The organism is Maridesulfovibrio sp. (genome assembly GCF_965230075.1).
GTDB lineage: Bacteria > Desulfobacterota > Desulfovibrionia > Desulfovibrionales > Desulfovibrionaceae > Maridesulfovibrio.
This window is the reverse complement of record NZ_OZ245945.1, coordinates 3,032,501-3,055,088: the sequence shown is the minus strand read 5'-3', so window position 1 is coordinate 3,055,088 and position 22,588 is coordinate 3,032,501. Positions and strand designations below refer to the sequence as shown.

The following is a 22,588-nucleotide window of genomic DNA, read 5'->3' as shown; positions in this document are numbered from 1 at the left end:
TGGAGGAGATTCAATGAAGAAACAGACCGCAGCGGCAGTTACTAACGCTATTAATGACAAGAGTGAAGACGCCCGTAAGGATGCCCTGTTTGAGATTCGCAGCCTGAAAAAGGATCTGGCTCAATTGGAGAAAGAGCTGTCCTCCAAGAAATGTGTAATCGAAGATCCGGCCTTTGATCTGGTTCACAGTGCTTTTGAAATTTTCCGCCACACTCAGGTAATGGCTGAGAACCGTAAACTTACAGTTCAGATTGATGAAAGTCTTGAGAAAGCATCGTTCAAGGATTATCTTGATTCAAAGGGGGCCCGGGTGCTTAAAAAGCCCGAAGGATGGCACTGGATATCCCCTCAGGGCGAGATGCATTATTTAGGTGAATCCGGTGATACTCAGGCTGCTGCTGAAAAGCTGGAATCATTGATCACCAAGCGCAAGAAGCCTGCTGCAAAGAAAGTCGCTCCTAAAAAGGCAGCCCCCAAGAAGGAAGCTGCTCCTAAAGAAGAACCTAAGAAAGAAGAAAAGAAAGCGGCTGAGAAGAAGTAGAATTAAAAGTTATATGACGTTAAAAAAGGCGTTCCGCATAATGTGGAACGCCTTTTTTTATTATCGTATGGAGAAATCAGCTTAGCGTGCGACCGCGCGATCGAATTCAGATTTTAGATCTGAGATGAGTTGTTTAACGGAGATGATCTTTTCGGTTCTCCAAGCATTGGAGCCTGCAAAGGCAAAACCGTTTTTCAGCTTACCGCGCTGGGCATTGATCAGTGCCGCTGCGATGCAGTAGGGGCTTTGCTCTACTTTGCAGCTTTTGATGCAATGGAACGGGCACTTGAAGGGAGACTTTTTGCCATCGGTTACCGCTTGCAGAAAGTCGTTGTTAACTGCTCTGCCGGGGAGTCCTACGGGACTCTGGATGATGGCCATGTCTTCTTTAGTGGAATTTACGTACGCCTGTTTGAATTCTTCGTCAGCATCGCATTCGTGGGTGGCAACAAAGCGGGTTCCCATCTGGACGCCGGCAGCACCCATATCAAGGTACTTGCTGATGTCTTCACCGGAGTAAACACCGCCGGCAGCGATGACCGGGATGGTACGGCCAGCTTTTTCTTCGAAGGGCTTAACAGCCTTGATTACTTCGGGGAGGATGCTTTCGAGGGCGAATTTGGGATCGTTGAGCTGCTCGCGCTTGAAGCCGAGGTGGCCGCCTGCCATGGGACCTTCAACTACGAATGCATCGGGCAGGTAGTCGAATTTGGAAATCCATTTCTTGCAGATGATGGATGCTGCGCGACCGGAGGAAACAATGGGGACCAGTTTGGTCTTTGCGCCGTCGTGCAGGTATTTGGGCAGGTCGAGGGGCAGTCCGGCACCGGAAAAGATAACATCAGCGCCTTCTTTAACAGAGGTGCTGACCATGTCCGCGAAGTTGGACAGGGCAACCATGATGTTTACACCGAGGATGCCGGAGGTCATTTCCTTGGCCCTGCGGATTTCTTCTGCAAGAGTGTCGATGTGTGCTTTTGCGTGATCCTTACCGCCGTTTTTGTTGGTAAGGCCGATCATTGCAGCAGCGATAACGCCGATGCCGCCCTCTTTGGCAACTGCGGAAGCAAGGCCGGAGAGGGAAATTCCCACACCCATGCCGCCCTGAATAACGGGCACCTTGGCAACCAGATCACCAATTTTAAGCTGAGGAAGATTCATACTAAAGTTCTCCTATGACTTGTATATTTAAGAGCTGCCTCTGGTTGTTAAACAATACTGTCAGCAAAAACGCTTTGTGGCAGGTATCTGAAAGATACATACAGCGGTGTATTTATTGTTTAGAGGCAACTTTGAAGTCCGAGAAAAGTTTTTTCCTGTATGAGCCTTAAAGTCAAGTTCTTTTTAACTGTAGCAGTTGGGTGGCGCTATGTAAAAAACTGCTTTCTGCAATGTAAAATACATACATTCTCTAGTGTATGTATTTCTCCGCAATCATTTCAGCAAAGTACATGGAGCTGGTGAATGCAGGTGAAATAGCGTTGAGTACGTGCACACTCTTTTTATCACATTCGACTAAAAAGTCCATGACAAGCTCGTTACGTTTCAGGTCTACTAATTGCGGGCGGATACCCACTTTGGGGGAGCTTTCAATATCATCAGGAGAAAGTTCTTTAACCAGCTCTTTTGCATCGTTGAAAAAGCACTTGAAAAAGTATTTACGCGGCTCTTCAAATGCAACAGATCGGAATTTGGGGTTCTTGAAGAAGAGAATTGCATCGCGGAGCATGATGTCGAATGCTTCTCTGTCTAGTCCACTCAGTATTCCGTAATTTTCGCGTCCGAATGCAGGTATGGCAGTTGGTCCAAGATAGACGTCACCGCTGGCTCCACGGGTGAAGTGTATGCCGAGGAAAGGGTTCTTGATGTTGGGAACAGGGTAGATGCTGCCTTTAATGGTATGGGCTTTCTCTTTCTTTAATTTTTTGTAGATGCCTTTGAACGGGATGAGTTGGTAGCCTTCTCCGAAGCCGAAGGGGCGGGCCACTTGATCGCTGTAGGCTCCGGCAGCATTGATGAATAACCCGCAGCTGATTTCACCTTTGTCGGTAACGATAGTGTTGTTGCCCTTAGCAGTAATGAATTTAGTGCCGAGCATGAAAGATACTTTTCCGCTGGATTCAAGGTCATTATACAAGGATTGCATTACTGCTCGTGGGTCTACTACAGCAGTATAGTGTGAAAACAACGCTTCTTTGGTTGTTTTGGCATTGGGTTCTATTTCTGCAAGATGCTGCTCATCAATTATTTCGACCTTGGCTTCGTTGGCGGTGGCCCGGTTATATAGTTCATGCAGGGTGGGTAATTCGGATTCATTGCGGGCGACAATTACCTTGCCTGTTTCCAGCAGGGGCAATCCTTTTTCTCGGCAGTATTCTTTCATTCTGAAGTTGCCGGAAAGGCAGGACACAGCGCGCAGACTACCTGGAGCATAGTAAATACCGGCATGCAGAACTCCACTATTGCGTCCGGAGGCATGTGTTGCAATTTCAGGTTCTTTGTCGATGATCAGAATGTCTCTGTATCCTCTAGAGACAAGCTCTCGCGCTACAGTAAGACCTACAATTCCAGCTCCGCAAATCATTATTTCAGCAGTCTTCATCACTATATCCCTCTTCTATTTATAAGTAGGGGCATAGTCTTCAACAGAGCACTGCTAATGTCAAATCATTAAAATGCAGAACTATCAGCTTCCGCAGGCTTCCCGGTATGCGCACCAGTGGCACATGTTGGAGCGGATCGGTTTGAAATCCTCTTCCTGCAACATGTTGTTGATGATCAGCTTGGTCAGTGCCGGGATTTTGGTTTCAATGATCTCTTCACGCTCTTCATCACTGGTTTTGGAATCGAAAAGGCCAACTTCCCGTCCGTCGGTGACCAATTCCACTAGTGCCGCCTGACGGGGCAGTTCACCAGAAGTGTGCTGATCCATGAGCAGATAGAGTGGCAGTTGCAGGCTGTCCGCTGAATTTTTGATCTTTTCAAGGAAAGGGGTGCCGTCATGATAGATGGCCTGCGGATCATCCAGTAGCGGTCCCCAAATGGATTCATTCTCCCAGAAGGATTTGCGGGGGAGGTGCAGCCGTCCGGTCTTGTAGTCCAGCACGTGGCGTTCTCCGGCCCGTTCATCCACCCGGTCCACCCGGCCATGAATGCGTACGGAGAAATCATCCATTTCAAGTTCTGCCTGTGAATCTGATTCCAGTTCCACTATTTTGGTCGGTTTCAGGCTTTTAAGAAACTGGGCCAGTCTGTTTTTCCCAGCCTGCTCAAGGGATTTTTTGATGTCATAGGCAAGGTTGGGATAAAGAGAATCCCGCTCCAGCCTGAGCATGAAGAGGTCCTGCAATGCCTGCGCATCCAGATCCTTACCGCAGATTTCCTTATTTAAGTGCGGTTCGAGGAAGTCCTTGAGTACGGAGTGGATCAGATCACCGAATCCGGCGCGGTCACCGTTCTGATCAACTGTCACACTTTCGCGCACATTGGATAGGTAGCGGAAAAAGAAAAGCTTGGGGCACCCCACGTAGCAATCAATGGCTGAAGGTGAGAGTCCCTTGAATTTGAGCAGGTTTTGCAATTTTTCCTGCAATGGTTCTTTGGGAATTGCTGCCGGATTGTTAATGATTGCACCCACCGGAAAGTTGACCGCCTTGAGCGGGAAGTCTTCACCCGGGGTTATGATTTCCTTACGCTGCTGTTCAATTTCCCAGAGCAGTTGTTCTACAAAACGGGAGCGGATGGATTTGGAATCGAGTAAACCCGGCTGCACACCGCTCTGATAGAATATGCAGGATTCTTCGCTACCCATGATCAAGCGGTAAAAGTTGTAGGTGGCTACGGATTCTCTTTCCCGTGAATCGGGTAGGTCCAGCAGGTGACGTAACTGGTCCGGGAGCAGTGGGTCGTAAGGATCTGTGCCGGGAAGTTTTTCATCCACGGTATCAAGGATAAAGGTACGCTTGAAATTCAAAAGGCGGCTTTCCAGCATACCGAGCACCTGCATGCCGGAAATGGGGTCCGGCTCAAAGGATACGCGTTGTGAGGCAAGCAACTGCCGGAAGATGGAAAAGCAGAGCGATTGTCCGAAAATTTCATTGCTGATAGAGCTTTCGCGCAGCTCGGGAATGACCTCATTCATCAGCCGGAACAGACATTCGGAGTCCAGTAGATAACGGTTCCAAAGGGTGCCGCCGCGCTGACGGAGCATCTCAGCCATGGCCTGCAGGCTGTCGGCCAGTTCGGAAAGGGTTTCAATATCCTTGAATCCATCAATACAGATCTGTACGGCCTCGGCGCGCAGTCCTTCGGTTATTTCAGGGTTGTCGACCAGATTGCCGTTGTCGTCGCTGTAGACCGGAACGAAGTCTTTCACATCCGCGTAAGGTGCGCCATGGCGTAGTGCATTTTCCCATTGGTGGAAGATGGTTCGCAGCGGCTGGTCGCCGTCGACTTCCAACATTTTTAAATACGGGTGGCGGATCAGGGCCAGAATATCTTTCCAGTAAAAAGTTTGTCCGTTGCGGTTTTCCTGTAATTTGAGGACCGCTTCGACCAGTCCGTTCAAGGCCGAGCGCTCCAGCGGGTAGCCCATACTGATGTTGATATCCTGCTCCGGGAGATGGTGCATGACCGGGAGGAGCAGAGAAGTGTCCGGTAAAACCACGGCGCAGCCTTCCACCTTTTGTGAGCAGAGTTCATCGCGCATGGCGCAGAGCTGGGAGTGGCGGTCGAATCCTTCAAAGAATTTCAGTTCCGGCAGTTCACAGCTGCCCTTTGCCTGATGATCCGAGATTGCTTCGGCTTTCCAGTTCTGGAGCCAGAGCCGATGTTCGCGAACTGCAAAATGGCCCTTGCGTCCTTCAGCAAGTCCGGGATCGCTATGCCAGATGACTTGCAAGCCTAGATTTTCCCAGAGGTAGCGGAAAAACATATCTTCCACTCCGCTGACCCCGTAGAATCCGGCAAGGTAAAGCTGGCGGTCTTTGAGGATATCATCAAGCCCGTTAAAATTTTCTACCAAAGTGCGGTTTTCCAGACCGGAAGTGGTCCAGCCACGCTTCTCCAGTTCTGCCACATAGCGTACGAAAATTATTTCCAGCTCTTCCAGCAGGGCGGCAGCCCATTCCAGCACCTCGCCTTGAAGCATGGTCAGGTTGCGCGGTTTGATATCCTGACGTAGCAGGTCTTCCAGCAGAGAGGCCAGACGGGTTCCCCACGGAAAGAATAATTGTAAATCCGTAGGCATCTTGGAGAGCATGCCTGTGGATTCTCCGCGTAGTTTCTCAATGATGTCGAAGAGAAGCCCTACCTGATCCAGCTTGCCGATTTTGCGCGGAAATTCAGCGGTCAGCTTGGGTATGAGCGAGGATACAAAGTCGGAAAAAGAATAAATTTCCGGCAGAATGCACGGCTTGGTCAGCTGGTCCGATGCCGCGAGTGCTTTCTTAAGGTAACGGGCCGGACGGTGGTGCGGTACAATGACCGTGACCTTGCTCAGGTCACCGTCAGAATCGTTGATTATAGTAGTGGCGAGATTTTCAATGAAATCCTCTTTCCACGAGATTATTTGGATAGGTTTATTATTTGTCATAAGATGCCTCCGGCGGCTCTGCCGAGAGCCTTAAACCCTTTTGGAAAAGGGTTTAAGAATCTCAAAACTTTTTAGTAGGCTTCGCCGTTTCGCATTAAAATCTCAGCTATAGAACTATTTCTCTGGTAAATTTTCCGTCCAAGTAAACGAGAAGACCGCGTAACTTTTTCTCCTCGCCGTACATGTCTCTGAGTAACTTCAGGTACCTTTTAACCTGCTTCTCATTTTCCGGGGAGGGTTGACCTGTTTTGTATTCCACTACCAAGGCCTGTTTATCTTCCAGAAGCAACAGGTCGGCGCGATGAGTTTCGCCCTGTGTATCCATGATGGCTACTTCCGGCCTGCCGCGCTCAATGGCAGCTCGTACATCCGGCTCTGACAAGGCCCACAGGGCCATGTTTGTGACTTCCGGTACCAGCACGTCTTCTTCCTCGGTCACTGCCGGGAATTTGGCAAATGCGGCCTCGGCGCTACGGCGGCAGTCGGCTTCGTCATCCCCGGTGAGGATTAGGTTTTCCATGGCATTGTGAGCCAGTTCTCCGCGCATGCGTGCATCGTAGGAATAATCTTCTAGGTTATGGCGGTAGACTCGGAGCCTTGGCAGCCAGCCCATTAGTTCCGGTTCGGGGAGGTTGTCTGAATCCGTTTCACAGAAATCGTTGCACGGTTCTTCTGCTGCTGATTCCGATTCATTGGTTTTGTTTTCAGCTTGAGCAGCTTTAGGTGTAATTCCATATTCCAGCAGACCGAGGTCATTGAATTTACCTTCGAGGATCAGTTCGATTGCCGCAAGGGCCGGGCTTACTCCGCGAGTTTTTTCCGAGGGCAGGAATCCGTATAGCTCTTGACCTGCACGGGTCCAAGCTACGTAGAGCAGGTTAAGCTGTTCGCTGAACATGCGGGTCCGGTTTTCGTAATAAATATCTCCGAGTGAGCTGGACATGGGGGTGAGCATGGTTTGCCCGTCAATCTGGATATCCGCCAGCGAGGTGTCCGGGCCGGATACGGACCAGTTATGGAAGGGCACCACGATAACCGGGAATTCCAGTCCCTTGGATTTGTGGATGGTCATGATGCGCACCGCATTGACTGATTCCGGCAGGGGGACTTTTTCTTCAGCCGAGGAGAGTTCCCAGAAATCAAGGAAGGCGGCCAGTGATGTGCCGCGTTTTTCCTCGGCAAGGTGAACCACCTCAAGGAAGCGGCGTATGTATAGTTCATCCTGCGGGTATGTTTCGATGAGCTTGAAGCGGGAAACCATTTCGCTGGCAAGGTCGTAGGGAGTCATTAGCCCTGATTTGCGCAGGAAGGGTGAAATATGCGTGTTCCAGAAGTCCGGGTACTGCTCGGCAAAACGGCGGTGCAGCGGTCCCCGGTCCCGTCCGGCCAGCCATTTGAAAAGGTCGTCGTGTTCAATATCAGAGATGGTGCCGAAAATTTCCTGTCCACAGATGAATTCCAGAAATGCAAGGTCATCCTGCGGATAATCAAGGAATTTGAGCAGGGAAACTATCTGACGCACGATGGGATGGCGGTCCAGTTGCAGGCTGTTCTCGGTGATCACCGGGATGGATTTTTCTACCAGCCAGTCGCAGACCAGCTGGGCATGTCCGTTGGAACGGACAAGCACGCAGATATCCTTGTATTCGCGGCGGGGAAGCAGTTCATCCATGAGCAGGTCGAAGTTGCGGCGTGTTTCATCCACAATCTCCTGTGAGCTTGAAGCGAAAACCCGTTGCAGCCTGACGTAGCCACCTGTGCGGTCCTGATTTGGCGGCAGTTGCTGGGAGGCTTTATCAAAGGAATGGGAAATACGCTGGGCAAGTTCAATTTGTTGATCTTCCGGTCCGTTGGGATACAGTTTTTCCGCAAGGTCCATGGCCAGATCATAATCAGCCAGTGCATCGAAGAATTCGTTGTTGAAGCCGATGACATGCTTAAGGCTGCGCCAGTTGTAATCAAGATTAGCCGGGGTGAATTCAGTCAGTCCATTCAGTTCCGGGTCCTGTCCCACTTCATCAAAAAGTTCCGAACGTCCTCCACGCCAGCTGTAAATGGCCTGCTTCACGTCACCGACGTAAAAGAGGCTGCCGCGCTTGGCCAGACATTCTATTGCCAAAGGGATCATGGCCTGCCACTGGGCAAGGCTGGTATCCTGGAATTCGTCAACCAGCATGTGGTGCAAGCGGGAACCCATGCGGCAGAATGCATCGGGTAGGGCGCTGCCGCCTTGCAGGACATAACTTGCTACCTTGGGCAGGTCCGCACTGAGAAGCATACCGTTGCGGGTCTGGTATTCGATGATGTCGGCCCGGATTTCTTCTACAATGCGTACGAAAGGAGCAAGCGCATAGGCTCCGCGCAGGATTGTTGCTTTATCGCGGTAAATTTCATGAGCCTGTTTCAGGTCGGCATATATCTTTTCATGATAGGAGCCGATGTCTCCCTTGGATTTTTTGTTAACGCAATCCTCAAAGCTGTCCTTGGCGACCATGGTCGATTCCTTGGGCAGGTCCATGAAATCGATTTTTGCGGCATGGGCCAGATATTTTTTCAGGTGCGCCGAGGCTGCCAGCTTGTCTGTATCAATGAGTGCGGACAAATCGCGCACGGCTTTTTGGAAGGCGTCAAATTCAATTTGCAGCAGTCCGGCAATCTCTTCCTGATCAGTTAGCCTTTTTGCCGGATGGTCGATGACGTGTGTCAGGATGGAAAGCAAACGCATGCGCATCTGTTCGGCCAGCCAGAACCCTTGCTTATCTTCCTTGAGAACGAGACTGTCCACAGCGTCATCGAGCAGTTCTTTGCGTAGCAGATCACCTTCTTCGCACTGGGCTAAAAATTTGTTGAAGTTGGGTTCAAACAACGCTTGCGGTTCAAAGAGAAGTTCAAATTCGGGGCTTAGTCCCAATTCAAGGGCGAAGATACGCACCAGCAGGTTCAGCAGGCTGTCAATGGTACGGATATTCAGCCGATTGTAGCGTTGCAGAATGGGGATGAGCTGCTTCTTGGCGTCTATCGGTTTCCAGTCCGCGCCCAAACCGTCACCTTCTATATCCAAGGCGCGGTTTTTAAGGGAACGGATCACACGTTCTTTCATTTCAGCCGCAGCTTTATTGGTGAAGGTCACGGCCATGATTTCAGGCCACCAGTAACCTTTGCCTTGTGAGCTTTTGCAGACCGGAACGGAATCTTCTTCCTGCGCCCCTGCTAAGAGGGATAAAAAACGTCCGGTAAGTTCGTATGTCTTACCAGAACCAGCTGAAGCTTTGACTTGTTTAAGCATTGTATCTCGTACGAAGCGGCGAAGCCTTAATATAAAGTTTTGGGATTCTTAAACCCTTTTGGAAAAAGGGCTTAAGCCGCCAGAGGCAAAATATTCTTCAATTCTCTTTTCCATTACAATCATTAACACTGCAGAAATAATCAAAGCACTGCCGATGTATCCGGTCCAGTCGAAGCTTTCGTTCCACCAGAGCCATGCCAGTATGGCGGCGATTACCGGTTCGATGGTGGCTATTACCGAGGCGGCGGTAGGTTCCAGCCATTTCAGGCCTGCGTAATAAACCGAGTAGGCCCCGTAGGTACAGATTACAGCCAGCGCGATGATGCTGGCCCAAGATGTCCCGGTCTTGGGTGAGAAATCAAAAGTCGGCAGTAAACAGAGTGCCCCGATGGGCAGGGCGTATAGAAATATAGTCGGCGTGGTGTAGCGGGAGAAAATGGTTTTGCCGTATATATAATAAAGGGCGTAGGTGAATCCGGAAGTGAGGCCGAAAATGATGCCCGGTAAAGTAAAGGTCATCTTGGTTCCTGTTCCGAAAATCTGGGGTCCAAGAGATACGCAGGCTACCCCGAAGATGGTGATCAGCATGGCGGAAATTTTTACTGTGGTCATTTTTTCGCCCAGCAGCAGCCATGACATAAAAGCGACCCATGCCGGGGCTGTGTAGAGCAGTACCGAGGCCAGAGCAGCTCCTACGTCCTCTACCGCCAACTGGTAAGAACCGTAAAAGATGGTTACGCCCACAAAACCGAACCCGATGATCTGGGGCAGGTCCTTGATGTCGATTTTTACAGCCCGGATGCGGCAGGCGTGGACAGCAAAGAGCATCCATGCGAAAACTGCCCGCCAGAAGGCATTCTCAAGTGGTGCTACTCCCTGCTCAATGGGGAATTTAGAAATAGGGCCGATCAGCCCCCACATGATCGCGGCACAAATGACGAAAATACAGCCTTTAATATTCACGGCAAAACCTGCTATCTTGGGAAAAGGTTGATCAAGGCCGTTTGTCAGCTTAGAAGTAGGTACTTGCTATAAAAACGGCAGCTTAAATAAATTCCATTACACTTAGTGAGTTGTATGCTGTTTCCCTTGCAGCGTAAACCCTGTTTAATAAATTGGAACGGTAATCAGCTAACAGAAACGGAAGATAAAAAATTGAACGAAATTGACAGAATTATAGCGGATGACAGCGACGAAGGGCTGCGTTTGGATAAATTTCTACTCAAGCTCTTGCCGGAGAGCGGATTGCGCGAACGCAGGCGGTTGATTGAAAACGGCTTTGTGATGGTCAATGGGCGTAGCTGCCGTTCGGGATTAAAGATGTTTCCCGGCGCGGAAGTTGTTTTGCTGGATGTTGAGGAGCGTTCCTGCGCCGTGGAGATTTTAGCGCGGGTGAAAGTTGTCAGGCAGGGCGAAGGATTCGGGGCTGTTTATAAGCCGGAAGGGTTGCACTCTGCGATGGTTGCCGGAAGCGCGGAACCGTCCGTGGAAGAATGTCTGGCCGGAATATTTCCGGGGCAGGACCCCATTCTTGCCAATCGCTTGGATTTTCTTACTTCGGGAATGCTGCTGGTCGCTTTCGGGGTAGAGCGGGAAAATGAATTTCGTAAGTATGAGGATTCCGGCACAGTGGATAAAATTTACCATGCTAAAGTGCACGGCATCCCTGATGAATCTTTTATTGTTAAAAACAGGTTAGATACCGCTAACCGCAAGCGCACCAAGGTATTGGATGAACAGGCTCCGTCCGAGCGCTGGTCCAGTGTGGACTTTCTGGAAAGTTACGAAGACGGCACATCTCTTTTACAGGTGCGTATTGCCAAAGGTGCCCGCCATCAGATCAGGGTACATCTCGCCCATGCTGGATTCCCCATATTAGGTGATCCCATTTACGGCCATGAAGATGGTGCAGACAGGATGTTCCTGCATCACCGCAAGATTGTCCTGCCCGGATTTGAGGCGGTTTGTGAGACTGGCTGGGAATAAATGAATCCCCTTGAAGCTGACCTTCAAGGGGATTTTTATATGCTGTAGCTTATTTTTATCTAACTGAATTTTCCAGTTTCGCCTGCAAATGTGATTTTTGAAATGCAGTATGAATCCATGTTTCTGAAATATTCTCCATCATCGGCCCAAAGGGCTGATAAATTCCATTCAGAATGATTTGTTCTTCCTTCCCGACTTTGGAGAACTTGATTTCTACCGGGACGACTGTTGAAATGAAATTATTTACCGTGGAACGAATAACGGTTTCAAGTCTGTTACGCATGGCTTTGCCCGAGGAATCTAAATTTATGGGGTCATCACCACGGTATTTGAAATTGACATCGTTTATATTTGAGCCCTGCCTGACAAAGTCGGTCTGTACTTCCTCATTGCAAAGCGTCTCCAGCCTTTCTCCCGATTTTATCTTTGTTATCACTGCCCAGCCTGATTTTACTGTGCCTTGTTCAAATTGATAATCCATATATACAGGTTCCTGTATGGTCATCGGTTCCAGATTATATTGTCTCAGGATATTGTTGTAGTTGTTTAATGCGCTTGAATATTGGTCATAAGCCCAGTTTACATTGCTTAGGCTGTAGTCGCTGGGAGATATGTTGTGTGATGATACTGCGCTGTCATAATTCCATTTTGCGTTTCGTACATCCTGATCAGCGTTTTGTAACTTTGAACCCAGTCTTTGTTTTTCCGGGTTTGGTACATCCTGATAGTGGGATAGGAAGCTTGAATTAATGATGTTAAGCTCGCATGTTGCAGGAATATATTTAGTGATATCTGAAAAATAAACGTCAGTACTACAGTTGGTCGCTTGTCCTGTCTTCCATGCCCATTGGAAATAGTCTTTTGTTTGTATGTTGACCCCGGATTTGAAAAGCTGTTCAACCAAATCGCTGGCATTGAGGGAAGTCGACGTGGTGGCCCCAATGTTGATCGCAGATTGAACGGGCCTGCTGGACTTTATGCTTGCTTCTGCCTTTCGTGCGATTGCTTTGCCGTATTTTGCGTAAAGAGTGGGTGAAAGCTCACTGATACGTTGAACGTGCAGCAGCGCAATTGCTGCGGCTTTACTCTTGCCGGCAATTGCCTCTGCCCGGGTCAGGTGGGCTTTTGCCAGAGGATAAGATATTTTCTTCTGTTCAATAAACGGAACAGATTCCAAGATTATTTCAGATGAGTTGATTAAAGAGAATGAGACATTTGCATTTTCCAACAGTTTTGCAAGATGCGAGTCTGTCCATGCAACAAAAACACTTTTGGTCGACTCATAACATTCTTTTAGCAGTGTAAAATCCTGTCCATTTCCAAAAAATACAGCCAAGTCATTTAATGCTTTTTGAGCTGAATCATCCAGTTTGGAATATTTATTACTCCGCTTTTTGTTGATCTTGTTTATGGTCGCCAAGTTATTCAAGGCCAAGATCAAAGCAATTTTATTTTCATCAATGTTGGGGAAATCATCCAGTGCAGTGGCAAATTCGTTTATTTTAGATTCGGTCAATCTTTGATTGCTTGCTTTAAGTTCCACTGCCCATTGGTGGAGCAGGGTGACGGTGGATCGGTCTAACAGATTCGCAAGGAGCGGGGTGTCGTTCAAAATTTGATATGATCCGATAAGGTCTTTGAATGCAGATTCTGCTGTAGTTGGATCAAGTTTTGTTCCTTGTGCCTTCAGCTCCCATTTTTTCTGTAATGAATCCAGAATTGCGACCTTAGATTTTAAACCGGACTCTGTTTTTAGGATTCCTTCCGACCACGGGCAATGCGAGTTCGCCTCAACTGAAAGATCGTATGCTCGTCTAAGGTTGCCAAGGTCCAACTGGTCATCAATTCTTTTCTTGTAGTATTTGTAAACAGCGTTTTCATATACTTTTCTGGCGAGCAGGTCCTCTTCATCGGCATCAGGACTCACTGATATGCCGACGCCTTTTTCTTCAAGCATCGCAAGGGCAGTGTTGAAATCGTGGCTGTGCAGGCTTGTTTGCATTTGATCGGCCAGTGTGGTGCAGGCAGCAAGGAACAAAAACAGTAATAGAATAAGCAGTCTTTTCATGATGATATTTTTTATGATCTTAGGTGTTAACTCGGCTTTGATAAGATGAGATTGTTTATAGAACTGGCCGTATAAAGGCTGGCTAATGTTTTGTGAAGTATTTTTAAGGTTGCAATTTGAATCTCAAAACAAAAAACCGCCCGACTGTGAGTCGAGCGGTTTCTAGCGTTATTAAAGCTTGTTGTGGTTATGACAGCAACAATGCCTTGGCAAAGTCTTCGCCATTAAACGGCCTGAGGTCTTCCATTTTCTCACCCAAGCCGATGTGGGTAATGGGTATTTTGTGTTGCATGGTCACTGCGATCATGACGCCGCCTTTAGCTGTACCGTCAAGCTTGGTCAGGATCAGTTCATCAACGCCGATTTCCTCGTTGAATATCTTGGTCTGGGAGAGGGCATTCTGTCCGGTGGTGGCATCAATGACCAGCACGCTGCGGTGCGGTGCTTCATCATGCTTCTTGCCGAGGACCCTGCGGATCTTGTGCAGTTCTTCCATGAGGTTTGCTTTGTTATGCAGACGTCCGGCTGTGTCGAGCAGCATGAGATCGTAGCCGTTCTTTACTGCGTAATCGATGGCTTCGAATGCTACTGCTGCGGGGTCGGAACCTTCTGACTTGGCGTAGAAGCCGGCACCAACTCGGCGGGCCCATACTTCCAGCTGACCGATTGCTGCGGCGCGGAAAGTATCACCGGCAACGATGAGAACCTTGCGGCCCTGCATCTGGGCACGGTGGGCCAGCTTGGCGATAGTGGTGGTTTTACCAACACCGTTTACGCCGATCATCATGACAACTTCCGGCGGGTTGAATGCTTTAATGCGTTTGGGAACCTTGAAGATTTCGTCCAGTTCTTCGCGCAGAAGATCTTTGAAACTCTCAGGGTTGGTTTCACCTGATTTGCGGACACGTTCTTTCATGCGTTCCACAAGTTCCATGGAAGCGTCATAGCCAACATCAGCCATGATCAGGATTTCTTCGAATTCTTCCCAGAAATCGTCATCAAAGGCGGTGTGGCTGGAAAGCATGGAGTCGATGCGCTTGGTGATCTGCTCGCGGGTCTTGTTCAGACCTTCGGAAAGCTTGATGAACAAGCGGCTGCGCTCATCTTCCTCATCCTCAAGTTCGAGGGCAAGGGCCAGACGGTATTGGAGTTCGGAGCGGAAATCGTCCACATACTCGTAGTCCATGTCTTCAAGCCAGTCTTTGAAGCGGGTGATGAAGTCTTCTGCTTCGTTCTTCGGTGCTTCAAGAGCTTCCAGCAGGAAGGAGAGGCGGTCCCAGAGATCGTCTCCGGCTTCTTCGATGCCTTCAAGGATCAGGCCCAGCCATACGGAAAGGCGCGGTTCTGCCTGTTGCAGGGATTTAGTCAGCTCAATTTGCCATTGCGGTTTATCTTCCGCAGGCTGTGCTTCGGTCTCCATGACCGGTTCAAGAATGGTCGGTCCGGCTGGAGCTGCGGGCTTTTCGGCAACAGGTGCAGCTTCCACTACGGGAGCTTCGTCGGTTTCATCCGGCTCCGGTTCGGCAACAGGTTCTGATTTATCTTCAACAACAGGAGTTTCCGCGACAACTTCCGGTTCCGGCTCGGCAACAGGTGCTGCTTCTACAACAGGAGTTTCTTCAACAGCTTCCGGCTCAGGGGCAGGTTCTTCAAATGAAATTTCAGGCTCAGCCACAACCTCGGGTTCTGCGGCAGGCTCTTCGAGAATCGGTTCTTCTACCGGGATTTCAGCCTTTTCCTCAACCGCTTCCGGTTGTGTTTCAAATACTGGCTCTTCCTCTACGGGTGCTTCTTCCGCAACTTCCGGCTCAGCTTCAACAACAGGCTCCGGCTCAGGAGTCGGTTCCGGCTCCGGTTCGGCTTTTTCTTCCGGTTCTTCTACTTTTTCTTCCGGCTCATAATCATCGCCGAGATAATCTTTAAGTGCTTGTTCAGCCCTATCCTCCGGGCTGCTCCATAATTTTTTTACTTTCGAAAAGAATCCCATTGAAATCCCCTTTGCAGTCTATTTTGAACAGGCGAAGATAGCGCAGTAATCCCGGATGCGCAACCGTCCGGTTTCGGCTTATTTCACTGTCAGCATTACAAATAGGTACTCAATGGAATTAGTCTAGGGCTTCTTTATTTAATGAATGAAAAAAGCCCCGCACGCATGGTAGCGGGCGGGGCTGAAGAGGTATCTGAAAGAGGTGGTTTTAGTCCACTTTGTGGTAAGCCTTGGGGGCAGCTCCACAGATGGGGCATTTTTCGGTGGCTGCACCGTTCTGGGTGTGACCACACACGGAACAGATGTAGAACTCTGCTTCTGCGAAAACGTCACCGTCAGCATTGAGTGCTTCAGTGTAAAGGTTTGCGTGAATTTTTTCTGCTTCGTTTGCAAAACCGAAGTAGCGGAGAACTGCGTTTTCACCTTCGGCTTTGGCATCTTCCATCATCTCAGGGTACATGGATTCGAATTCGTAGCTTTCGCCTTCGATAGCCTGTTTGAGGTTTTCTTCGGTAGTACCGATACCTTTCATGAGGCGAAGATGTGCGTGAGCATGAATGGTTTCAGCGGCAGCAGCTGCGCGGAAGAGTTTTGCAACACCGGGCTTACCTTCGGATTCTGCTTTTTCTGCGAAAGCGAGGTATTTACGGTTAGCCTGGGACTCGCCTGCGAAAGCTGCTTTGAGGTTTTCAAGTGTCTTGCTCATTGGAATTCTCCTTGTTCAATTTGAGTGTGAATTTATGGTTAAAATCTTTGTTCCGTTTCGTTGAAATAATTAGTAACGATTCCTGTTATGAAATGCAAGTGAAAAATGGAAAAATTTGAAGAAAAAATTTCAACTCCAGTTGCTATATATTAATGATGCATAAGTTTGTTGAAATTTGCCCGTCTAGCAGCTACATCTTACGCGAAGCGCAATTATCGGCGCAAAACCGAGTGATTGGAGACAATTTATGAGAAGAACATGCGTTAAAGATATTTTGAATGCGGAAAGTGCTGCGTCTGAAATTCTGGTCAAAGGTTGGGTCCGCACCAAGCGTGCCAATAAAGGCTTTTCATTTCTGGAGGTTAACGACGGTTCCTGTTTGAAGAATGTGCAGGTGATCATCGATCATACTCCTGAAATTGAAGCTGAGCTGGAGAAAATTTCCACCGGAGCATCAGTTAGCGTAGTTGGCGAGCTGGTTGAATCTCCGGGTAAGGGCCAGAAGTGGGAAGTGCGCGGCAAGTCTGTCGAGATGGTCGGCTTTGCTGATCCTGAGACTTTTCCGCTGCAGAAGAAACGCCATTCTGATGAGTTCTTGCGGTCAATTGCGCATCTGCGTCCGCGCACAAATAAATTCGGAGCCATGTTCCGCATCCGTTCCGAGCTTTCCTACGCGATCCATATGTTTTTCCGCGATAAAGGATTTTTCTACGTACATACCCCGATTATTACCGGCTCCGACTGTGAGGGCGCAGGTGAAATGTTCCGGGTTACCTCCCTTGATCACGGTGCCCTTTCCTCTATGAAGAAAGAAGAGCAGGCCAACAATGATTTTTTTGGAAAAGAGGCACACCTGACTGTTTCCGGTCAGCTTGATGCTGAAATGTATGCGCTTTCCCTCGGACAGGTTTACACTTTCGGTCCTACTTTCCGTGCTGAAAAATCCAATACTCCGCGTCACGCTGCCGAGTTTTGGATGATTGAACCTGAAGTGGCTTTTGCTGATCTTAACGATAACATGGATCTCGGCGAGGAAATGGTTAAATATCTGATCAACCATGTTCTCGATAAATGCGCTGACGACATCGAACTGTTCGCCAAATTTGTGGACAAAACTTTGATGGATACTCTGCGTAACACCCTTGATAACGACTTTGAACGCATCCGTTACGAGGACGCAGTCAACCTGCTCCAGCGCTGCAAGAAGGCTAAGAAATTTGAATATTATCCTGAATATGGTCAGGACCTGCAGACCGAGCACGAAAGATATCTTACTGAGAAACATTTCAAGAAACCAGTCATCGTTTACGATTACCCCAAGGAAATCAAACCCTTCTACATGCGTGTGAACGATGATGATAAGACCGTGGCTGCCATGGACCTGCTGGTTCCCAGAATCGGTGAGCTGGTAGGTGGCTCTCAGCGTGAAGAAAGGCTTGATGTTCTGGAAGCAAGAATTGCTGAAACCGGAATGGATTCTGAAGATTACTGGTGGTATCTTGATACCCGCCGTTTCGGAACCGCACCGCACGCGGGATTCGGTATGGGCTTCGAACGCATGCTCATGCTGCTCACTGGTGTGACCAATATCCGTGATGTTATTCCGTTCCCCAGAACACCCAAGCACCTTGAATTCTAATCATTAAATACTAAAGGGCCGTATTGTACGGCCCTTTTCTTTCCCATGCTGACAATACCCCGTTTTATTCATAATTCCCCTGAATTCGCTGATATCACTGTGGATGGAATCACCTTTGTACAATTTCAGAGCAGGAAATCAGAGATCAGGCATGAAGTTTGTGTTTCGCAGCACTCACTCGTCTTTGTGCTTGAGGGAGAAAAGTATATCCATTCTGCTGACGGGGATATGGTGATCCGTAAAGGTGAAGCTTTTTTTGTCCGCAAGGGCTGTCATCTTATGTCGGAGATGATTCCGGAAGATGGCGGGACATTTGATACTGTCCTTTTCTTTTTTGATGACAGCATGCTGAGTAATTTTGTTGAGAAGCTTTCTCCAGAAGGGAGTCCGCTCGCTTCTACGGATTGTTCCGCATTTTGCATCAATGTGACGGAACAGGTCAGCATATATCTTTCATCCATGCTCTCCTTATTTGATTCCCCGTTGGGTAAAAATGATGAATTTTTACGGCTGAAAGTTCAGGAACTGCTACATTATATATGTACCACACCGGGTAATGATGAGTTTATCAATTTTTTGATTTCCTGCAGAAACCGGAGCAGGGGCGATTTATCCGAGGTCATGGAGCGGTATTTTAATAAAAATATCAGTTTGGAAACAATGGCCGAACTTTCCGGGCGCAGCCTTTCTTCATTTAAACGTGAATTCAAAAAAACGTTTAACACCACCCCTGCACGCTGGATTCGTGAGCGCCGCATGTCTTGGGCCGAGCAGCTTATCCGCAATTCCGCTAAGAGTATTACCGAAATTTCTTATGAATCAGGCTACGAAAGTTTATCCCACTTCAGCACTCTCTTCCGTAAAAATTACGGCGTAACTCCCCGTGAATATCGCGCTGAACTAAATTCAGCAAAATCTGGTCTTTAAACGCAAGTCCTATCCGTCGCTTTACGCTAGCTTTTCTTCAAACAGAACAAGGAGAAAGTTTATGCGTAAATATGTAATCATTGCAATTTGTCTTTTAGCGGTCCTGCAGCTCGTAGCCTGCTCAACAAAAACTATTGTCGTAGATGGTTTTTCATCACCGGAAAGTGTGACCTCGGACGGCCATTATTTCTATGTTTCCAATGTGGGGGAAGAGCTCAAGCCAATGGATAAAGATGGAGATGGGTATATTTCCCGACTCTCTCATGAAGGAAAGGTTCTTGATCGCAAGTTCATTAAGGGACTGAATGCGCCTAAAGGAATGGTCGTGCTTAACGATATTCTTTATGTGGCTGATATTGACCGGATCAAGGGGTATTCCGTGTTAGATGGAAAGCAGGTGGCTGATGTTGATTTTTCCGGTGAAGGGACTTCGTTCCTGAATGGCCTCGTTGCGGTTGGCGAGCATAAGCTGCTTGTCTCGGCCATGGATATCGGCGTCCTTTATCTTTTAGATGTTTCTTCAGCTCATAATTTCACCAGACTTGAGTGTGATTTCGACTTATTCGGTCCTAACGGCCTCTCTTACGATTTCAAGACCGGAACAATTTATTTTTGCTCATTTGGTAAAGATCACCAGCCTAATGGAATTGTTGGTAAAGGGCATATTGTTGATGGTAAGTTTAACTTCGAGAAGATCAGCCTGCGAAATGGACTCTACGACGGAATGGTTTATCATGACGGAAATATAATATTTTCCGACTGGGTCGATTTTAAAAAAGAAGGTGTTTTGATCAAACAGGATGTTGAAACAGGAAAGCTTTCCGTGCTTAATCTTGGCGAAAAGATTGGCGGTCCTGCTGATTTTTATCTGGATCTGAAAGGGAAAAGACTCTGGATTCCCATGATGATGGAAAATAAAGTCATGATTGCCAGTTATTAGTCTGAGCAATTAAAGCAATATGCCCCGCAAACGTTAATACGGATGCGGGGCATAATTTTAGTGTTCTACTTCAAAGGCATGAGTAGTAGTGTAACCAGATGCTCTGGTTTTGTGTTGTTGGGGTCGTTCATATACTGCTCATAGCAGGGTGCTTCTGCATGAGTTTCGCCACTCTGCGGGAGCCATTTTTCATAAAATTCAGTCCAAGAATCTTTGAGTTTTTCGTATGGCCCGAGGTGGGTGGTGACTGCATATTTGCCTCCGGGGAAATCTTTAAGTTTGATTTCAGCGGGAACTTTGACTTCATTTTCCAAAGTAATGCAGGCTTCGGAGCGTAGTTCTTCAGCAGGAACCTGTCCCGGGTCATCGTGATATACGCCGTAGAATCTGGTTTTTTCATTGAAAACACCATTGGGGCCAGCCCATCCGCAGAGTCTTTCCCAAGCTTTGCCTACTTCTTCATACGGTCCGACATGTTCAGCATAAGCCATTTTAGCAGGGTCAAGGGTCCAGATTTGTACGTCCATTTTAGCGCTCCTATTTTTTAAATTATTAATAAACGGCTAGCCAGATTTCCGTAACCGCTTCCTCGGGCGGAACATCTGGTGCTACTTTTATATATTTTTCAAATGAAGGAATGGTGTTTTTCAGCTGATAACCACTACTGGGTAACCATTTACCGTAAAGCTCCCGGTAAATACCGTGCATTTTTTCGTAAAGTCCGTAATGAGTTGTAACTGCATATTTACCGCCGGGGATAACCTGAATTCCCATTTCCGGAGGTGTTTCAACCTCTTCATCAATGGTAAAACAGGCATCGTACCGTATCTTCCCTTCCGGGGTGATGTCCGGGTCATCGTATGAGAGTCCGAGAAATTCTGTCTTTTCTGAAAGCAGACCATTTCCATAACCCCACCCACAAAGCTTTTCCCATGCTTTAACCACCTTAAGGTAGGGTCCAACGTGGCGGATAAACACAACCTGTACATCCTCTCGAGTGCGGATTTCCACTTTGCAGGAAAGCGGGGTTTCATCCAGTTCGAAACCTTCAATGCTTGGATCCGGGCGGTAATGGATTTTACCGTCACCCCCGGGCGCAAGCATGGCCCGTGAGCTGTTTCTGAAGTCGCTGGGGGAAACCAGAAATCTTTTTTTGAATGCCCTGCTGAATGTTTCCGGGGATTCAAATCCGGCATCAAGGGCAATCTCCATAACAGTGGTGTCTGAGTAGCAAAGTCGATAAGAAGCTCGTTCCAAGCGCAGTCGGCGTACATGTTCTTTCAAACTTTCGCCGACCATGCCTTTGAAAATGCGATGGAAGTGGGCAACAGAAAAACAGGCTTGCTCAGCCAGTATTTCCGGAGATAGGTCTCCATCCAGATTGCGCTGGATGTAGATCAGTACCTCCATCATTCTTTCATTATACGGTTTCAATATGGTAGACATTTATTTTTCCTCAAATGTGTTTAGTTAATATTTACTAAACATGTTTTGCTGACTTTGACATGACATTTTTTATCATTCGTAAATTTTATTGAAAAGGATAGATATGTGACCTCGTCTCTGGTTGATGATTTTATTCATCTAAGGTTAGGATGAGGCATGATTAAAAAGATATTAACAGTCCTGTTGGGGCTTACAATAGTGATATTCTGTTCCTGTACTCCTGTGAAAAAGTTTGTGGGCAATCCCTGCGTCAGCAATTCTTCATCGGTAATGCAGCGTATTGTTGATTCCTCTGCTTGTGCGCTCAATCAAATGAGGGCCAAAGATAACTGGCCGCATATTGATCATTTGTTGGAGGAATCGCGAGCAGTGTTCATCTTCCCCGATGTGTACAAGGCAGCTTTTATGGTCGGGGCTGAGGTCGGTCCGGGTGTTCTTTGCGCCAAGGATGAGACCGGGTTCTGGAACGGGCCTGCTTTTTTCAATATGGCCGGAATAGATATCGGCTTTCAGGGCGGAGTGGAAGGCAAAACACTGCTGGTATTTCTTATGGATGATCAGGCCTTGGAAGATGCGCTTGGTGGAAAGATAGACCTTTCGTTAGGTGCGGATTTGGCAGTGGGACATGATGCCGACCGCAGTAATCGTGGAACCTTCGATGCGGAAGGGAATATAATACTTCTGGTTGATCAAGCCGGTGCTTACGGTGGCATGACTTACCGCACCGGAGCGTTCATGATCAGTAATGATTTCAATAAAAGGTATTACGGCAAGAAAGTCAGTGTCCGTGAGTTGCTTATGACTCATAAGCACGACAAGCCTGAAGCTGATGAGCTTCTGCTTAGTCTGGCTGGTGTGTACTAGTTCTTAACCAGCTTGGCGTTAATTTTTTTTCTTTCTCGTGTGTAGCGGAGCAGGTCTTCACAAATGAATTGTGCGCTGTGATAAAAAGCAAAGAACTGGATCATCTTCTGTAGATAGAATCTGCGCGTTGCTCCTTCATTTCTGAGAGTCTCCAGTCTTTTTTGTGAGGCAACAAGTGCTTCGTGCAGCGATTTTTCATCAGGAATTCTTTTTGAACCGATATCGCGCATGGCTTGGGCAGTGGCTTTTGCCAGCTGGCGAAGTTCGTCTTCCATAATGATATGATAGCCTTCGCCATGTACGTGGCTTAAGGCATGGAGCATGGCCCGCAAGTGTGATGCACATTTCTCCAGAATTTCGACTTTCATGCCCAGCAGCTGAGTGTCTTCAATATATATGAATCTTTCAAGGCGGATTACCTTGGCATAGGTTTCACGGTTTTTGGCCAGTCTGCTGTTGAATGCTTCAAGCGCACTGGGGATAAGGCAGCTTTGTTTATCAAGAAAGCCTTCCATCAGGGTTTCATAATTAGCAGCACATTCTTCAAATTGATTAAAGAGTTCTTTTTTTAATGTCTCCGATGCACGCATTGGCCAGATTGTAAT

At 47.9% G+C, this 22,588-nt stretch carries 17 protein-coding genes (1 of these 17 only partly in view); 6 read left to right on the top strand and 11 right to left on the bottom strand.

Features of this window, described 5'->3' with window-relative positions; genetic code table 11:
• Positions 1-13: 13 nt before the first annotated feature.
• A complete protein-coding gene (locus ACO05Z_RS13960) occupies positions 14-541 on the top strand; it encodes a hypothetical protein (protein WP_421902781.1) in 528 nt (175 codons plus the stop codon).
• Between the two features lie 81 nt (positions 542-622).
• Here the strand turns inward: ACO05Z_RS13960 and ACO05Z_RS13955 are convergent, their stop codons facing one another.
• The 5 genes from ACO05Z_RS13955 to ACO05Z_RS13935 all read right to left on the bottom strand — a co-directional run bounded on the left by ACO05Z_RS13955 (position 623) and on the right by ACO05Z_RS13935 (position 10,383).
• On the bottom strand, positions 623-1,702 hold the full coding sequence (locus ACO05Z_RS13955; protein ID WP_421902780.1) for an NAD(P)H-dependent flavin oxidoreductase: 1,080 nt from the start codon (positions 1,700-1,702) through the stop codon (positions 623-625).
• Positions 1,703-1,952: 250 nt separating this feature from the next.
• Positions 1,953-3,143, bottom strand: a complete 1,191-nt coding sequence (gene lhgO, locus ACO05Z_RS13950; protein WP_421902779.1) for an L-2-hydroxyglutarate oxidase — start codon at positions 3,141-3,143, stop codon at positions 1,953-1,955.
• 84 nt (positions 3,144-3,227) lie between these two features.
• Positions 3,228-6,134: a PD-(D/E)XK nuclease family protein gene (locus ACO05Z_RS13945; protein WP_421902778.1), complete on the bottom strand. Its 2,907-nt coding sequence runs from the start codon at positions 6,132-6,134 to the stop codon at positions 3,228-3,230.
• A 106-nt stretch (positions 6,135-6,240) separates the two neighbouring features.
• Positions 6,241-9,420 carry a UvrD-helicase domain-containing protein gene (locus ACO05Z_RS13940; protein WP_421902777.1) on the bottom strand — a complete coding sequence of 1,060 codons (3,180 nt, stop codon included), beginning with the start codon at positions 9,418-9,420 and terminating at the stop codon, positions 6,241-6,243.
• A 48-nt stretch (positions 9,421-9,468) separates the two neighbouring features.
• Positions 9,469-10,383 carry a DMT family transporter gene (locus ACO05Z_RS13935; protein WP_421902776.1) on the bottom strand — a complete coding sequence of 305 codons (915 nt, stop codon included), beginning with the start codon at positions 10,381-10,383 and terminating at the stop codon, positions 9,469-9,471.
• A 192-nt stretch (positions 10,384-10,575) separates the two neighbouring features.
• Between ACO05Z_RS13935 and ACO05Z_RS13930 the strand changes: the two genes are divergently transcribed.
• Positions 10,576-11,406, top strand: a complete 831-nt coding sequence (locus tag ACO05Z_RS13930; RefSeq protein ID WP_421902775.1) for a pseudouridine synthase — start codon at positions 10,576-10,578, stop codon at positions 11,404-11,406.
• Between the two features lie 55 nt (positions 11,407-11,461).
• Here the strand turns inward: ACO05Z_RS13930 and ACO05Z_RS13925 are convergent, their stop codons facing one another.
• The 3 genes from ACO05Z_RS13925 to ACO05Z_RS13915 all read right to left on the bottom strand — a co-directional run bounded on the left by ACO05Z_RS13925 (position 11,462) and on the right by ACO05Z_RS13915 (position 16,167).
• Positions 11,462-13,474, bottom strand: a complete 2,013-nt coding sequence (locus ACO05Z_RS13925; protein ID WP_421902774.1) for a hypothetical protein — start codon at positions 13,472-13,474, stop codon at positions 11,462-11,464.
• A 187-nt stretch (positions 13,475-13,661) separates the two neighbouring features.
• Entirely contained in the window at positions 13,662-15,461 is a 1,800-nt protein-coding gene (gene ftsY / locus ACO05Z_RS13920; RefSeq protein WP_421902773.1) for a signal recognition particle-docking protein FtsY, read from the bottom strand.
• Positions 15,462-15,669: 208 nt separating this feature from the next.
• Positions 15,670-16,167 carry a rubrerythrin family protein gene (locus ACO05Z_RS13915; RefSeq protein WP_421902772.1) on the bottom strand — a complete coding sequence of 166 codons (498 nt, stop codon included), beginning with the start codon at positions 16,165-16,167 and terminating at the stop codon, positions 15,670-15,672.
• 247 nt (positions 16,168-16,414) lie between these two features.
• Here ACO05Z_RS13915 and asnS point away from each other — a divergent pair, with 247 nt between their 5' ends.
• From asnS to ACO05Z_RS13900, 3 genes are all read left to right on the top strand, one after another.
• Positions 16,415-17,806, top strand: coding sequence for an asparagine--tRNA ligase (asnS, locus tag ACO05Z_RS13910; RefSeq protein ID WP_421902771.1), 1,392 nt, complete (start codon positions 16,415-16,417; stop codon positions 17,804-17,806).
• 45 nt (positions 17,807-17,851) lie between these two features.
• A complete protein-coding gene (locus ACO05Z_RS13905) occupies positions 17,852-18,733 on the top strand; it encodes a helix-turn-helix transcriptional regulator (protein ID WP_421902770.1) in 882 nt (293 codons plus the stop codon).
• 61 nt (positions 18,734-18,794) lie between these two features.
• Entirely contained in the window at positions 18,795-19,673 is an 879-nt protein-coding gene (locus ACO05Z_RS13900) for a hypothetical protein (RefSeq protein ID WP_421902769.1), read from the top strand.
• Positions 19,674-19,738: 65 nt separating this feature from the next.
• On the opposite strand, the gene ACO05Z_RS13895 is transcribed toward ACO05Z_RS13900, so the two are convergent.
• Both ACO05Z_RS13895 and ACO05Z_RS13890 read right to left on the bottom strand, forming a co-directional pair.
• Complete coding sequence (locus ACO05Z_RS13895; protein WP_421902768.1) at positions 19,739-20,200, bottom strand: AraC family transcriptional regulator; 462 nt, start codon at positions 20,198-20,200, stop codon at positions 19,739-19,741.
• 25 nt (positions 20,201-20,225) lie between these two features.
• Positions 20,226-21,119: an AraC family transcriptional regulator gene (locus ACO05Z_RS13890; protein ID WP_421902767.1), complete on the bottom strand. Its 894-nt coding sequence runs from the start codon at positions 21,117-21,119 to the stop codon at positions 20,226-20,228.
• 156 nt (positions 21,120-21,275) lie between these two features.
• Between ACO05Z_RS13890 and ACO05Z_RS13885 the strand changes: the two genes are divergently transcribed.
• Positions 21,276-21,983, top strand: coding sequence for a lipid-binding SYLF domain-containing protein (locus ACO05Z_RS13885; protein ID WP_421902766.1), 708 nt, complete (start codon positions 21,276-21,278; stop codon positions 21,981-21,983).
• On the opposite strand, the gene ACO05Z_RS13880 is transcribed toward ACO05Z_RS13885, so the two are convergent.
• Positions 21,980-22,588, bottom strand: the 3' portion of a protein-coding gene (locus tag ACO05Z_RS13880) for an FUSC family protein (RefSeq protein WP_421902765.1). The gene runs 453 nt beyond the window's last position; only the last 609 of its 1,062 coding nucleotides appear in the window; the start codon falls outside the window, past its right edge; the stop codon is at positions 21,980-21,982. The two genes, ACO05Z_RS13885 and ACO05Z_RS13880, sit on opposite strands and share 4 nt — an antisense overlap.

Coding starts and splice junctions, on each gene's coding strand:
- ACO05Z_RS13960 (WP_421902781.1), top strand. CDS start 14: ATGAAGAAACAGACCGCAGCGGCAGTTACTAACGCTATTAATGACAAG.
- ACO05Z_RS13955 (WP_421902780.1), bottom strand. CDS start 1,702: ATGAATCTTCCTCAGCTTAAAATTGGTGATCTGGTTGCCAAGGTGCCC.
- lhgO (WP_421902779.1), bottom strand. CDS start 3,143: ATGAAGACTGCTGAAATAATGATTTGCGGAGCTGGAATTGTAGGTCTT.
- ACO05Z_RS13945 (WP_421902778.1), bottom strand. CDS start 6,134: ATGACAAATAATAAACCTATCCAAATAATCTCGTGGAAAGAGGATTTC.
- ACO05Z_RS13940 (WP_421902777.1), bottom strand. CDS start 9,420: ATGCTTAAACAAGTCAAAGCTTCAGCTGGTTCTGGTAAGACATACGAA.
- ACO05Z_RS13925 (WP_421902774.1), bottom strand. CDS start 13,474: ATGAAAAGACTGCTTATTCTATTACTGTTTTTGTTCCTTGCTGCCTGC.
- ftsY (WP_421902773.1), bottom strand. CDS start 15,461: ATGGGATTCTTTTCGAAAGTAAAAAAATTATGGAGCAGCCCGGAGGAT.
- ACO05Z_RS13915 (WP_421902772.1), bottom strand. CDS start 16,167: ATGAGCAAGACACTTGAAAACCTCAAAGCAGCTTTCGCAGGCGAGTCC.
- asnS (WP_421902771.1), top strand. CDS start 16,415: ATGAGAAGAACATGCGTTAAAGATATTTTGAATGCGGAAAGTGCTGCG.
- ACO05Z_RS13905 (WP_421902770.1), top strand. CDS start 17,852: ATGCTGACAATACCCCGTTTTATTCATAATTCCCCTGAATTCGCTGAT.
- ACO05Z_RS13900 (WP_421902769.1), top strand. CDS start 18,795: ATGCGTAAATATGTAATCATTGCAATTTGTCTTTTAGCGGTCCTGCAG.
- ACO05Z_RS13895 (WP_421902768.1), bottom strand. CDS start 20,200: ATGGACGTACAAATCTGGACCCTTGACCCTGCTAAAATGGCTTATGCT.
- ACO05Z_RS13890 (WP_421902767.1), bottom strand. CDS start 21,119: ATGTCTACCATATTGAAACCGTATAATGAAAGAATGATGGAGGTACTG.
- ACO05Z_RS13885 (WP_421902766.1), top strand. CDS start 21,276: ATGATTAAAAAGATATTAACAGTCCTGTTGGGGCTTACAATAGTGATA.